The organism is Gammaproteobacteria bacterium (assembly GCA_029881255.1).
In the GTDB taxonomy this organism is placed as follows: Bacteria; Pseudomonadota; Gammaproteobacteria; order S012-40; family S012-40; genus JAOUMY01.
In genome coordinates, this window is sequence record JAOUMY010000007.1 from 40,263 (window position 1) to 53,551 (window position 13,289).

Consider the following 13,289-nt stretch of genomic DNA (forward strand, 5'->3'; position numbering starts at 1 on the left):
GTGAGCCATGAGCAACATTATTAATCAGCTCGAAGCCGAACAAATGAAGACCGATGTCCCTGACTTTGCGCCAGGTGATACTGTTGTTGTTCAGGTCAAAGTGGTTGAAGGTAACCGTGAGCGTTTGCAGGCCTTTGAAGGCATTGTTATTGGCAAACGTAATCGTGGTCTGAATTCCGCTTTCACTGTACGTAAGATTTCCCACGGTGAAGGGGTTGAGCGTACTTTCCAGACACATAGCCCTGCGGTTGACAGCATTACCGTTAAGCGTCGTGGAGATGTACGTCGTGCCAAGCTTTACTATCTGCGTGAACTGCAAGGTAAGGCAGCTCGAATCAAAGAAAAGCTTTCATAAAGTCTACTTTATGAGACTACGGAAAGGCGTGCATAGCACGCCTTTTTTTTGTAGTGTCTATCCGTTTTTATAGGTTGAAATTTTGCCGAGCCAATATAGCGGACAAAAATTGATCAGTGCAGTTAAGATCATTATTGCCGCCAGCACTCCCAGTACTATCGTCAAAACGCCTTGAACGGCGCCAGAGGCAATAACACCGATACATGCAATACCAATTATGATGCGAATAATTTTATCGGTTGTACCCAAGTTTTTGTTCATGACTGTGCCAACTCCTTTTCTGAAATACTAGTTATCAAGCCTACACCTATTACAGTACACAAACCGATACTTGTCAGTACGTGTTATGGCGCTCAGGAAATATATTTTTACAATTCTCAGGTAAATACCTTTCTATCAGGTTCGATACCCTCATATGACCGTACTGAAAGGGAACATTCCCAGCATGGAATTGGAAAATATCGATCAGCTCCCCGTATTTGATGAGGAAAGTACTGCGAACATGCGTAGTATGCTGGGCGATGAATTTGATCAAATCGTCAATGAATTCATCGATACCACACCGCCATTGATCGAAGCATTGTCTCTCGCCATAGAACAAGGCGACAAAGAGCAAATTATTGGCGTATCTCACCGACTCAAGAGCGGTAGCGCCAATCTGGGGATGATGGCATTTTCTACGGTTTGTAAATATATAGAAGAAAATATGCGCAACGGTGACGATGTGGATCTTCATCACTCACTGTCACTCCTTGTTCAGCAATTCGCTCGTATAAAATCCCACTAATTCTTCGCCGGCAACACCTAAGTCATGCTATGTTTTGTGCAGGTAAAACCAGTACAGGTAATTGTCATGGAAACAGTCAGCCTCGATACGCCAATTGGCTTCCTGCAAGCGTCAATCAGTGAGGGGAAGATTACCTCACTGGATTTTTCCGATGATGAGACTGGCGCGAACTCAGTAAGAGTCTCCCATCCAATACTCCAGCAATTACAACGTTATTTTGAAGATCCCAGGTTTCCGTTTGCGGTGGATATTTCGCCCCAGGGAACGGAGTATCAGCAACGTGTTTGGGATGCGCTAAGACAAATACCGGTGGGAAGCACTATCACTTATGGCGAGTTGGCCAAGCGCCTGGGAAGTAGTGCGCGGGCTATTGGAAATGCCTGTCGCAAGAATCCCGTTCCATTGATTGTTCCTTGTCATCGTGTTGTCAGTCAAAAAGGGATCGGCGGCTTCATGGGGCAAGTGAACGGAAAAGAGATTGCAATAAAACAGTGGTTATTGCGACATGAAGGTGTGGAGTATTGAGTGCTGTTGTAGAGACCTCTGCCGGATTAATCGAACGTTTCATTGATGCGATGTGGATGGAAGCCGGCTTGAGCGAAAATACGCTCAATGCCTATCGTAAAGATCTTGAAAGTCTGCGTGCTTGGTTGCATGTGAAGGGAGTCGATATCGAACTCGCGCAACGTAGTGATTTGCTGGCTTACCTCGGGGCGCTTAGTCGAGATGGTCGCAAGCCTCGTTCAATGGCGAGATTGCTGTCTGCCATGCGGCGTTTTTTTCGCTATTTGGTAAGAGAGGGTTTGCGAGAGGATGAACCTACTCGTTTAATCGAATCTCCTCGTCTGGGACGTACGCTACCGGCAACGCTGAGCGAAGAGGAGGTTGACAGCTTACTCGCTGCGCCTGCTGAGGACAGTGATCTCGGTATGCGTGACAGGGCGATGTTGGAGCTGTTGTATGCGACGGGGCTGAGGGTATCCGAGCTGGTGGGCCTGTTGTTGAGCCAGATCAGTCTCAACCAGGGAGTGGTTAGGGTCGTTGGTAAGGGAAATAAGGAACGGCTGGTGCCTATGGGGGATGAAGCCGTTAGTCGCTTGCAACAATATCTCCGTGTGGCGCGACCTGGTTTGATGAACGGTCGCATGAGCGATTCGGTCTTTGTCACCGCTCGTGGCACTGGTATGACCCGCCACGCATTCTGGCATATTATTCGGCGTTATGCCCTTGTTGCTGGGATCACCAAACCCTTGTCACCACATACGCTGAGACATGCTTTTGCTACCCATTTGCTCAATCATGGTGCCGATTTGCGAGTGGTTCAGCTCCTGCTTGGACATAGTGATCTCTCGACGACGCAGATATATACCCATGTTGCACGGGAACGGTTGAAATCCCTTCACTCAGCGCATCATCCGCGCGGATAAAAATCGAAATCTTTTACATGTTTACCTGTCAAAAAACTCAATTCCGGTGGCCACAGGGCGATAACGCTGGTATGTTGTGCCCCATTATTCGGGGTGGTAGCGCCAATTCAGGAGTAAAAAGTGAAAAAATTGAAGTTAATTGCTGCGATTATGTTGCTAATAGCGCCGACTATGCAGGTTTTTGCTGATAATCAAAAGGAAATTGAAGGAATCAGAGCCGCCTTAGCCAAAATTATCCCTCAGAATAAACCCGATGTAATTTCGCCATCACATATTCCGGGTATCTATGAAGCGGTTTTCGGGGCGCAGATTGTCTATCTTTCTGCCGATGCGCGTTACTTTATCCAGGGTGACCTTATTGACCTCACTACCAAGGTTAATCTGACCGAGCAAACGCGCGCAGTTCAGCGCAAGAAACTGGTGAAGAAAATGGATGAATCCACCATGGTGGTATTCAATCCCAAGGGGAAAGTAAAGCACACCATTTCTGTGTTTACTGATATTGATTGTGGTTACTGCCGCAAACTGCATCGTGAAATGGAAACCTACCTGGAAAAAGGTATCAAGATTCGTTATCTCTCGTTCCCGCGTTCCGGCCCCAACACCAAATCTTACTTCAAGGCGATTAGTGTCTGGTGCGCCAAAGATAAACAAGATGCCATGACTCGTTCAAAGTCGGGTGAAGAACTGCCTAAAGCGGATTGCAAACACCCAATCGATGAGCATATGCGTATGGCAGAAGATTTCGGCGTATCCGGAACGCCAACTATTGTGCTCGAAAATGGCGAAGTGATCCCTGGATATGTGCCAGCCGAGCGTCTTGAGAAGATTCTGAAAGACGTATAAGTCACTTTTTCCCCTTACATCAAAATGAACTGGATACACTCGATATCCAGTTCATTTTTCATATATTCAGGCGTCGCGTAGCGATTTTCAGCTACACTTTAAATACAAAAGCGATAAATAGTACCTAGAAGTCTACGTGGGGAATCCGACATGAGCAGAGAGCTGACACTAGCGTTTGCCACGCTTGGGGCCTTTATTGTCCTGTCCAGTTGTGGTGGCAGCCGTTGCTCCAATGGTGTGGCAGAGTGTGGCAAGGTTTCCGACACTGCCTCCTATAGCCATACAGCAATTACCCTGAATAACAGTTTTTCTCCCACGCTCTTACACCTTGCGGCTCCAGCTACAGCGCCACTGCAAGCACCCTGGGACGCTCGAGACAGGGGCTTAATGCGTATTGCTGCCGCGCGCACCCCGGACTCTGATATCGCCAAAGGCGTGGTGTTGGAGACGACTACGCCGTGCGAGGGCGGAGGCACACTGACAGATACCCAAAACAACGAACCGCCTCCATGGTATTCCCAGGGCGATAGCTACATCACGACTTATAGCGCCTGCGTGACTGGAGATACGCAAGTGGACGGCACGCGCTCGTATATTGTGGATGTCCTGACTGGGCAGCCGTATGTCGATGTCAGCTGGTCCACAGGGACAACCATAGCAAGAGATATCAGACGCACCGATTTAATTTCGGGACAGGTTAGCTACGCCAAAGGCAGCATGAGCGAACTAATGGCGGTGGTTGACGGTGTTCAATATACGCAGATACTGGCGGGAAGTTCGGATCGTAACTGGTTCAATAATGGTCAGGAACAAATAGGCATAGAGGCTTATGAGGTGACATATGCGTGGGATGAAACGACGCAATTGTTCGAATGGGATTTTAAGGTTCAGAGCAATGGGCCGGTGACTGGTGAATCTGCAGCTGAAACCGTGCAAACCTTGCGCGGTACATTGGGGCAGCCGCCAGAGTCCGGGCAGTTTCGCAGCGCTAAAACCAGCAGTGGCGTTACCAGTGTGTCTACTATAACCGCGATAGGTGGCGGCAATGTTTTGGTTGAGACAGATAGTGATGGTGACGGCATTGTCGACAATACAACGGAAACCACCTGGCGTTTATTGCTCCTGGACTCACCATTGAACCAATTTATCTAAACTTTTCGGCGTGAACGTGCACTAACCTCATCTTAAGTCATTGTCTGTTATAGTCATCCGCCAGTAGACAGCAAGCGGCGGCAGTACACTGTTTCATCAACTATGATTCGTATCATATCTATCTTATTGTTTTTATTTGGGGCTTTTCCTGCATTTGCCTACCACCCCGAGGACGGTATCGACCTCAATGCGGTGGTGACCAACTTCGACTTTGCTGAGTACGACGATATGCGTGCCGACAAGGACAAGCGCAAGGTGGTTACGGAAAAGGGCTGGATCTATGGTGGTGATCTTGAATTCAAGACCACCTTCAACCGTATTTATGTCCAGGCCAATGCTGGCCTGCACCAGGGCAATGTTGCCTATGATGGTGAGGCGCAGGGCTCCGGCGCAAAGCATAAAACCAGAACCCTGGAGACTATAGCTGACTATTCCTTCGGAATAGGGCGGGCCTACGAGACCTGGCGTCGACATGATTATTCCTTTATCTATGCGGGAGTCGGTTTTCACCAGTGGGTGAGAGATATTGAAAGCAAGGACGAAGTTCTTGGTTTGTACGAACTCTATCGTTGGTGGTATGCACACGTCGGTGCGAGAGGGTATCTCTTCCGCATGGGGCCAGTGCATGTGTTTGGAGAGATCTCAATATTGCGCACACTCGTGCCGGAAATGACGATTAGCTTTCGGCAAGATAACGTGGATAACGTCAAGCTCAACCTGGGCGAACACTACAGCGCTAAATTTACTCTGCCTATACGTATTCTGTTAGGACGTCATTTTCAGATGAACCTGGAACCCTTCTGGGAAGCCTGGGATCTCGGGCGCAGCGGCCATATGGATCTGACGACTCAAGGCGTTGTAGTGGGTGGTGTGCATGAGCCCCGTTCCACTTCACGCATGTGGGGCATGAATATCGGCTTTTCCATGCGCTTTGACTAGGTGTTTTCGGGTATTGCGTTATTCCTTTAGAGAATCGCGCTTGCCATCTTTGAACGAAAACTGTTTACCAGCGGTCCAGAGCTTCCGAGCATGGTGAAGATCGCCAACATCGCCTTACGCGGCAATCCGTCCTGATAATTCTTATCGGTTTTCAGCAATTGTAAAAATAACTCAAGCGCCTTTTCGTAATCCTGTTGAGTCACGTAATATGCACCCAGCTGGTGTAGCGCCTGACAATCTTTCGGATTTTCGCTCAGCGCTTGTTGAAGCTGTTCGACATCGGTAATTGCGGCCGCAACTGGCACGAATAACAAACGGGCGCGTACACTTTGCACCTCGTCATCATTCTCGTGGGCGAGGGGGATTTTAGTCAACAATGCTTCTGCTTGTTCACTCTCACCGGCAACGAGATGTAATTCAATCATGCCGAGAATCAGATTCAGTCGATCCGGGTCCATATTGTAGGCCGCGGTCATCTTGGACTTCGCAATATTGATATCTCCATTTGCCAGTGCAGCAAGTGCATCGTTATAGAGAAAATCACTTTCACGCGTCAGGTGTTTTTCGATGAGTTCGCGAATTGATGATTCGGGAATCACGCCGGAAAACTCGTCGACGATGCTGCCCTGTTTAAAGATCTTTACGCTAGGCAGGCTTCGGATGCCAAATTGGGCGGCAAGGTCACGTTCGACATCGGTGTCTACTTTCACGACGAAAACTTTTCCGCCGTAGTACTCGGCGAGCTGGTTTAATACTGGCGCCAGCATTTTGCAGGGGTTACACCAGCTCGCCCAGAAATCTACCAACACCGGAACTTGAAACGAACGCTCAATGACCTGGGAATGAAAACTGCTGCTGTCGGCATCGATAACATATGACGATTCGCTCATGGATAATCAACCTCTTGATTGTGTTCTGCTAGCTATAGGGCAAGCTGTTCTTGCAATTGGCATGCAGTGGCTTCACCAATATGCGTAAACAATAATAAACATCGGATCTCTTTTTGCGGCCAGAGGCGCGCAATACCCTCGGCATAAAGTTTCATTTGCGCGTGATATTCCGTTGCTGTTTTTTTCAGCGCGGTTTTAGTGATTCGGTGAGTTTTGTAATCGAGTAGAGTAATGTAATCGCCATGAATAATTAGCCTGTCGATCACACCGGTAACCCAGTGCTCACCGTGTTTGAACTGTATTGGCAGTTCGTTATAGGCCTTGTCATATTTATCCGTATTGAAATAGTCACTGAATTTCGCGTTTTCAACGACGGCTTGTGCCTCCTCAAGCAAGGAGACCAAGGAATTTCCGTCTACGGGTATACCGGTTTCAGAGCTTACCTGTGCCAGGAGTGCTGGCTGCGACATCGACCGATGAGAGCTAAGAAGTTCAATGAAACGATGTATCGCTACACCTCGATTGCGTCCCTGTTCATCGAAATATTCCGAATCATGTAAGGCCTGACTGGGGCGGATATCTTTTGAAATGTTGCTGGCGTCAAAAGGCCTCGTTAAAGCGGGATCTACCGGTACGACGGGTTTGCCTACACTTTCCGTCTTGTTGAGCTGTGTAGGTTTTTGGCCGCTTTCTATACTTGCCAGTTCGCCCAAACGCTCAGTCAGTAATCCATACCAACCGAGTTGTTTACTGCGGGATGGTCGACAGGCGCTGACGAATAAAAATTGTCTTGCGCGCGTGAGGGCGACATAAAGCAGGTTCATGTCTTCCTGGGTAAATCGTTGTTCCTCGATTTGCAGCAACATCTGTGTAAGTTCGTCCTGATATTTTTTGCGCGCGACTACCATGAAATGTTTGGGTTTGTCTGACTCTGCCGGCCAATTGACGATGGCGCGATAGGGGCGTGCGGCATTGCGTGTATCAGCTGCACCGGCAATAAACACAACGGGTGCTTCGAGTCCTTTGGAGCCGTGTATGGTCATTATCCGTACACGGTTTTCAGAACTTCCATTTTCCTCTTTGGAAAGGTGTCCTTCTTCCTTTAACTCTTCCAGTCGTGCGAGAAATCGACCGACAGACGGATAACGACCGCTATCGACTTCCAGGGCCAGACTGGTGAACGCATGCAAATTATGCAGGACCTGGTCGCGGGTATGCGATGCGACATTTTGCGCGTATCGCTGCAATAGATTGCGTTCGAAAAAAATGCGATCGAGCAAATCGTGCGTGGGAAGATAGCTCGCATAGCCACGCCATTTATCTATCTGGATTAACGCTTCATCGAGAATTTCTGGTATGTCGCCCTGTTCGCGCATGGCGTGTAATTTGTCATACCAATTGTTACCGTGCGGGTAGCGTGCGATGGAAATTACATCTCCATTGCTGCAACAGAATATAGGTGAGCGCAATACAGTGGCCAGCGCGAGATCATTGATAGGAGCCTGTAGCGTCTGTAACAAACAGGTTAAATCCTTGATCTCCTGTGTATCTAATAATTCAACATGGCGGGCACTGTTATACGGAATACCCGCTTCACGCAAGGCCTGTTCATAGGCGTCGGCCTGGGTGCGTGCGCGGATGAGTATCATGGCGTCACCATACTGGAATGCCCGCGCGGAATGACTATTACCAATAGGTAATTCATCACGATAGAAGGATAGTATCTTCTCAGCGATGATTCTTCCTTCACGTAAATAACGTGTATCCCTGGCTATGATGCGTGGTTGTAATAGAGGGTTGCGAAATTCCTGTGTTGCGTTTTCGCTTTTTTCGTCAGCTTCAACCAGGGGGAGCAACTCGACGCGCCCCCAAAGATCTTCGTTAAATGTAGAATGTTGATGAAAATCGTTTAATAGCATTTGCCCCTGCTGAGGAGTGAAACATTGATTCACCACTTGCATAATGGCTGTAGCAGAGCGACGTGATTTATCCATAGGATAGCGTTGTGCGCGCAGATGCGATTCCAACCACTGTGCCGACTCTTCCAATAATTTTGGCTCGGCACGACGAAAGGCGTAGATTGATTGTTTATCGTCGCCAACAATGAAGGCGCTGCGCCCATCGTGTTGTGACGCAAGTTCCTGTAACACAGGCAACACCAGTTGCCATTGAGTGGGATTGGTGTCCTGAAATTCGTCAATCAGGAGATGCTCAATGCGTTGATCCAGCTTGTATTGCACCCAGGTGGCGTTATTCGCATGGTGTAGTAATTCGTAAGCCTTCCACTCCAGGTCGGCAAAATCGAGACAGCGTTGTTCCCGTTTGAGACGTTGAAAATGGTCGAGCAATCGTTGTCCCGCGAAATACCACGCCAGACATGTTTTATAGCTTAGGTGCCGATTGATTTGCTCACGTGTCACACTCAAAGAATGGACAAAGGAATCATGGATTGCGAGAAATTGCGCCGCACCCGCGGCTGTCATAGCCTTGTCCTGCGCCTTGCTTGGTTTACGTGCGCGAGGCGTGTCGGCTTGAGTAAAGAACACTTGCCACAAATAGTTAAATCGTTCTTCGACCTTACGCGACTCGTCTAGTGCGTTAAGCGCGTATGTGAGGGAATCATCGTTGCCCTTGTTGGAGTGCTTGCGCAGCAGATCACAAAATTGTTGTAATTCGTCCTCTGCCAGACGGGAAAAATACGTTAGTAGTGGATTTTCATCCGGACTAATGCGCAGTTGTTGCAACAGGTTTTGACGCGCGGTTTCCACAGGCTGGGATACGCCGCTACAAAATGCCCACCAGTCACTTCGATGACTAAGAAAGTTCTGTAGGGCTTCCTGTGTATTGTTGAGACTATTAAAAGTGTCGAAAAGAATTTCCAGTTGTAGTCCTAGCTCGCCATCGGGATCCAGAGTCGCCTCGGCGTACAAGGCTTCCCAGGCGGCTTGAATAAACGGCGCTTCGTTTTCTATCAGATCAAAGGCCGGTGGCACGTCTGCTTCCATCGGAAACCGTCGCAAGATGTCCTGGCAAAAGGCATGAAAGGTTGTCGCTTTGACCGGGTTTTCCAGTCGCATCAGTCGTTCGTAGAGATTCCGTGCGCGTAAACAGTTTTCATCGTCTGAGGCAACGCCGATATCACGGAGTTTTGCTTTTAGCGTCTGCCTATCACATTGCACGAACTCGAATAGCCGTTCGGCGAGACGGGTTTGCATTTCCGTGGCCGCTTTACGGGTAAAGGTGATCGCCAATATAGCGTCGGGTCGGGCGTCGGCCAATAGCAATCGAATCAGTCGTGTGACCAGCAGATAGGTCTTGCCCACGCCGGCAGAGGCCTTGACGACGGCGCTGTGCTCGGGGTTGGCGGCATTTAATGGATTGGGAATTGCTGACATAGGGCGTATCTTATCAGACCATCGGTATTCGCGCAGACCTTCAGCTCTGATGTGCAGAAGGATTCTGGTACAATCGCCGCCCATGAAGCTACAAGATTTTCAATTCGAACTGCCAGATGAATTGATCGCCTCGGTCCCGGCGGCAAAGCGCAGTGCCAGCCGTATGTTATGCCTGGACCGACAAAACGGCAACATACGCGATGGGGCGTTTACGGACCTAATCGACTTGTTGAACCCGGGAGATCTGCTGGTATTCAATGATACCCGTGTCATTCCCGCGCGCCTGCTGGGACAAAAAGACACCGGTGGCGCAGTGGAAGTCATGGTCGAGCGCGTCCTGGACGACCATACGGTGTTGGCCCATGTTCGTGCGAGTAAATCGCCCAAACCTGGCCGCCGCTTGTTACTCGAAAATCATATCAACGCGGAAGTCATTGCGCGTGAAAACGATTTGTTCCAAATTCGATTCGATGGCAATGAATCTGTTTTTGCTCTACTCGAAAAATACGGGCGTATTCCCTTGCCGCCGTATATTGAACGCGACGCTGTTGAGACCGACAAGGAGCGTTATCAGACAGTTTACGCGCGTGAGCCGGGAGCAGTAGCCGCACCAACGGCCGGACTACATTTTGACGAGACAGTCTTGCAGAGCCTGGCTGAAAAAGGTATCGATACCGCATTCGTTACACTCCACGTCGGTGCCGGAACGTTTCAACCGATTCGTGTCGATACGATAGAAGATCATCACATGCATCACGAACGCATCGAACTTGATCAATTAACAGCGGATAAAATTCAGCATGTCAAAGCACAGGGCGGTCGAGTTGTTGCTGTTGGTACTACCGTAGTCCGAGTGTTGGAGTCAGTCGCGCGTACAGGTGAACTCAAACCATTTCAAGGCGAAACAGACATCTTTATTTATCCCGGATATCGTTTCCATATTGTCGACGCCTTGCTAACCAATTTTCATTTACCGGGTTCGACATTGTTGTTGCTGGTGAGTGCCTTTGCCGGTACTGATTCAATTTTGAAGGCTTATCACCATGCCATTGAATCACGTTATCGTTTCTTTAGTTATGGCGACGCCATGTTTATCGCAAGCGCAACGAGCGGTGACAAGAAATGAAAACAATCTGCCAGGAATTGGAACAAACCTTATATCACGAGATACCACTGACGCAGGCTATGGGTATCAAGGCGGTCGCATATGATGGCACTACCCTGGAACTGTCCGCGCCCATAAGCTTGAACTCAAATCACAAATCGACTTTTTTCGGCGGCAGTCTATATACGGTTGCGGTGACCACCGGTTGGGCGCTCTTGCATTTGAAAACAATAGAGCGTGCACTGCAAGGTCATGTCGTCATCCATGAGGCTTCAATAAATTATTCCCTGCCGGTACACAGCGATGTGCGTGGTCGATGTCGTGTTGATGCAAAGGAAATTGAGAGATTTGAACGGCTTTATCGTCGACGGGGAAAATCGGCGATCACGCTCTCTGTTGAATTAGTTGATAGGGATGAAAAAATTGCGGCGGTGTTTTCCGGTCGTTACGCCCTGGTATAACTCAATCCATGGTCTCGCGTACGGGTGTCTTCTTCAGTGTGGTCTTGCCCGTTTTAAGATCAAGACAAATATGGCGGTAAAACGGTCCACTTACATCTTCCTCGACAATTCGAAAACGATGCAAACTCAATAAACGCTTGGTTATCGCAAGATTCTTTGCGCCAATATCAATGTAGCTTTCCTTGTCTCGGTAATGGAACATCTGTCCACCGCCATACAGGCCAACGGTAAAGTTCTTGGGTTGTAGATCGATTTCTGCAATATATTTGATGAAGGTATTGATCGCGCCATCGGCAAATCGTGTATTCATCGGATCGGGCGTATCAATTCGAGTTTCCGGCAGGGCTATGTGGCACATGCCACCAATACCGTGTTCCTTGTGCCATAAAGTAATGGCGACGCAAGAGCCTAACAGGGTTTTGACTTCCCTGGCCTGATTGCCGAAATAGAGATCTCCGACCATCAGGTAGACAGACTCGCCTTCTTCTTGGATGTCACTGGAAGCTGCGGTGTTTTGATTCATTCTAGGCTGTATTTGTTAGTGCAAAAAGGTTATCGGACAGGTGCAGAGGAAGGTTGAGTTATATCTCAGAATTATTCTGGATCCAGCAATTCCTTTAAACGTGAGGAATGTCGACGTTTTTCCAGTTCAACAAGATACCCACTCATGCTGTGCGCGTCGAGTTTACGCGCTTTGATCAGATCGTCGTAATAGCTGGTCACCCCTCGAAGTACGCTGAGGTCTGCGCCCAAGCGACTATAGCTATTATCTTGTGGGTGTAGCAGGATTTCGTCGCCGACATGCCAGTAGATATGCCAATCGTGCTCGTGATCGGCAGACAAGGGTGGCACGAGCGGGACAATGTCTTTTTCGCGGGTGTAGCGCAAGACAGGCAGCGAGGCATATTTAACCGCGGCCGTTCGGTCCATCACCTTGGGTTGACCAAAAGTAATAATGCGTTCCACGCCTAAACCTGCTTTCTTGAGATGCAGTCCTAAAAGAACCGATACAGCGCCGCCTAGGCTGTGCCCGGCAATAGCAATATTGGCGTCGCGCACCAGCTTGTGAAACAACTCATCGGCAATGCGTCTGGCGGCCTGATCAAATCCAGCATGAGCGCGGATTTCAAGAACCTCGTCGTCGACGAATGCAAAGCGCGCATCGACAATCGCGTCTTCTATGCTATCCGTGCCTCGTATAACAACAATTTGTAGTCCGCTATTTTTATCTCTAGCGAGAAAATACTGTACTCGCTCTGTGACCAGCTTGTTGCTGGTTTCCAGTGCAAGCCCCAGTTCATAGAGCTTGGTTTCAAGTTCGGGTAGATCGAGATAAGCCGCGTCGGCCAATTGCGCGTAAAAATATCCATCACCGAAGTTGGGGAAGACATCTTCATTCACCTTAAGTGAAGAACAGCTAAAACTCAGTAGCGCTAGTAAGACGAAGGCCCAGCGCGTAGCAAAATGTGTCATAAATATGCGTGCCTAATGTACTGTTTTAACGTTCTCAACAGGATTTTCCTTGGCAACAACCGATTCAGGGTTGGTTTCCAGGTTTTCCGATTCAGGCGCCTCGATGTGAACTTCCGTGGGAGTAGAGGATTTCTCCTGTTTGTCCAGTAAATGCGTTTGGCGGATTTCCAGCCGTTCCACTCCCAATTGTTCCGCGCACAAGGAGTTTGCCCCCTCTGCCAGGTGTTCATGTACGGCACGGTAACTATCCGTCATGTTATTGATCAGGTTGGCAGTCGTCAGAAAATGGTTAGCAACATCTGCCTTGTATTTTCCTAACTCGAATTGCGTTCGTTCCAGCTCCTTGGCGAGGTCTTCATTCCTGGATTTATATCCACCGTCCTCTTTTTTTAAGAAGTAGCCGATCAATCCTCCTACCACGAGCCCGAATAGCAGAAACATAATCGCTGTCGCCATGAG

General features: G+C 48.8%; 15 protein-coding genes. 9 read left to right on the forward strand and 6 right to left on the reverse strand.

The annotated features are described in order from the left end of the window. The first annotated feature begins 7 nt into the window (after positions 1–7). On the forward strand, positions 8–355 hold the full coding sequence (gene rplS / locus OEZ43_13790; GenBank protein ID MDH5546661.1) for a 50S ribosomal protein L19: 348 nt from the start codon (positions 8–10) through the stop codon (positions 353–355). Positions 356–412: 57 nt separating this feature from the next. Here the strand turns inward: rplS and OEZ43_13795 are convergent, their stop codons facing one another. After that, positions 413–616, reverse strand: a complete 204-nt coding sequence (locus OEZ43_13795; GenBank protein MDH5546662.1) for a DUF2892 domain-containing protein — start codon at positions 614–616, stop codon at positions 413–415. Between the two features lie 154 nt (positions 617–770). Between OEZ43_13795 and OEZ43_13800 the strand changes: the two genes are divergently transcribed. From OEZ43_13800 to OEZ43_13825, 6 genes are all read left to right on the forward strand, one after another. Continuing rightward, positions 771–1,142, forward strand: coding sequence for an Hpt domain-containing protein (locus OEZ43_13800; protein MDH5546663.1), 372 nt, complete (start codon positions 771–773; stop codon positions 1,140–1,142). A gap of 66 nt (positions 1,143–1,208) precedes the next feature. Beyond that, positions 1,209–1,667 (forward strand): methylated-DNA--[protein]-cysteine S-methyltransferase, encoded by a 459-nt coding sequence (locus OEZ43_13805; GenBank protein MDH5546664.1) that lies wholly within the window; start codon positions 1,209–1,211, stop codon positions 1,665–1,667. After that, positions 1,664–2,569, forward strand: coding sequence for a site-specific tyrosine recombinase XerD (gene xerD, locus OEZ43_13810; protein MDH5546665.1), 906 nt, complete (start codon positions 1,664–1,666; stop codon positions 2,567–2,569). Before OEZ43_13805 ends, xerD begins: the two co-directional genes overlap by 4 nt. A gap of 120 nt (positions 2,570–2,689) precedes the next feature. Continuing rightward, positions 2,690–3,415, forward strand: a complete 726-nt coding sequence (locus tag OEZ43_13815) for a DsbC family protein (GenBank protein MDH5546666.1) — start codon at positions 2,690–2,692, stop codon at positions 3,413–3,415. Positions 3,416–3,565: 150 nt separating this feature from the next. Beyond that, the gene (locus OEZ43_13820) at positions 3,566–4,567 is read left to right on the forward strand and encodes a hypothetical protein (protein ID MDH5546667.1); all 1,002 of its coding nucleotides are present in this window, start codon (positions 3,566–3,568) and stop codon (positions 4,565–4,567) included. Positions 4,568–4,669: 102 nt separating this feature from the next. Further along, a complete protein-coding gene (locus OEZ43_13825) occupies positions 4,670–5,506 on the forward strand; it encodes a hypothetical protein (GenBank protein MDH5546668.1) in 837 nt (278 codons plus the stop codon). A gap of 26 nt (positions 5,507–5,532) precedes the next feature. Here OEZ43_13825 and trxA read toward each other — a convergent pair whose 3' ends face one another. Both trxA and OEZ43_13835 read right to left on the reverse strand, forming a co-directional pair. Further along, positions 5,533–6,396, reverse strand: coding sequence for a thioredoxin (gene trxA, locus OEZ43_13830; GenBank protein MDH5546669.1), 864 nt, complete (start codon positions 6,394–6,396; stop codon positions 5,533–5,535). Between the two features lie 32 nt (positions 6,397–6,428). Continuing rightward, complete coding sequence (locus OEZ43_13835) at positions 6,429–9,791, reverse strand: UvrD-helicase domain-containing protein (GenBank protein MDH5546670.1); 3,363 nt, start codon at positions 9,789–9,791, stop codon at positions 6,429–6,431. An 82-nt stretch (positions 9,792–9,873) separates the two neighbouring features. On the opposite strand from OEZ43_13835, the gene queA reads away from it, so the two are divergent. Further along, on the forward strand, positions 9,874–10,917 hold the full coding sequence (gene queA / locus OEZ43_13840) for a tRNA preQ1(34) S-adenosylmethionine ribosyltransferase-isomerase QueA (protein MDH5546671.1): 1,044 nt from the start codon (positions 9,874–9,876) through the stop codon (positions 10,915–10,917). Next, positions 10,914–11,357, forward strand: a complete 444-nt coding sequence (locus tag OEZ43_13845; GenBank protein MDH5546672.1) for a thioesterase domain-containing protein — start codon at positions 10,914–10,916, stop codon at positions 11,355–11,357. Before queA ends, OEZ43_13845 begins: the two co-directional genes overlap by 4 nt. 1 nt (position 11,358) lies before the next feature. On the opposite strand, the gene OEZ43_13850 is transcribed toward OEZ43_13845, so the two are convergent. The 3 genes from OEZ43_13850 to OEZ43_13860 all read right to left on the reverse strand — a co-directional run bounded on the left by OEZ43_13850 (position 11,359) and on the right by OEZ43_13860 (position 13,286). After that, positions 11,359–11,880: a chemotaxis protein CheD gene (locus OEZ43_13850; GenBank protein ID MDH5546673.1), complete on the reverse strand. Its 522-nt coding sequence runs from the start codon at positions 11,878–11,880 to the stop codon at positions 11,359–11,361. 71 nt (positions 11,881–11,951) lie between these two features. Then, a complete protein-coding gene (locus OEZ43_13855) occupies positions 11,952–12,830 on the reverse strand; it encodes a lipase family protein (protein ID MDH5546674.1) in 879 nt (292 codons plus the stop codon). A gap of 12 nt (positions 12,831–12,842) precedes the next feature. Next, entirely contained in the window at positions 12,843–13,286 is a 444-nt protein-coding gene (locus OEZ43_13860; GenBank protein ID MDH5546675.1) for a YhcB family protein, read from the reverse strand. Positions 13,287–13,289 lie beyond the last annotated feature (3 nt).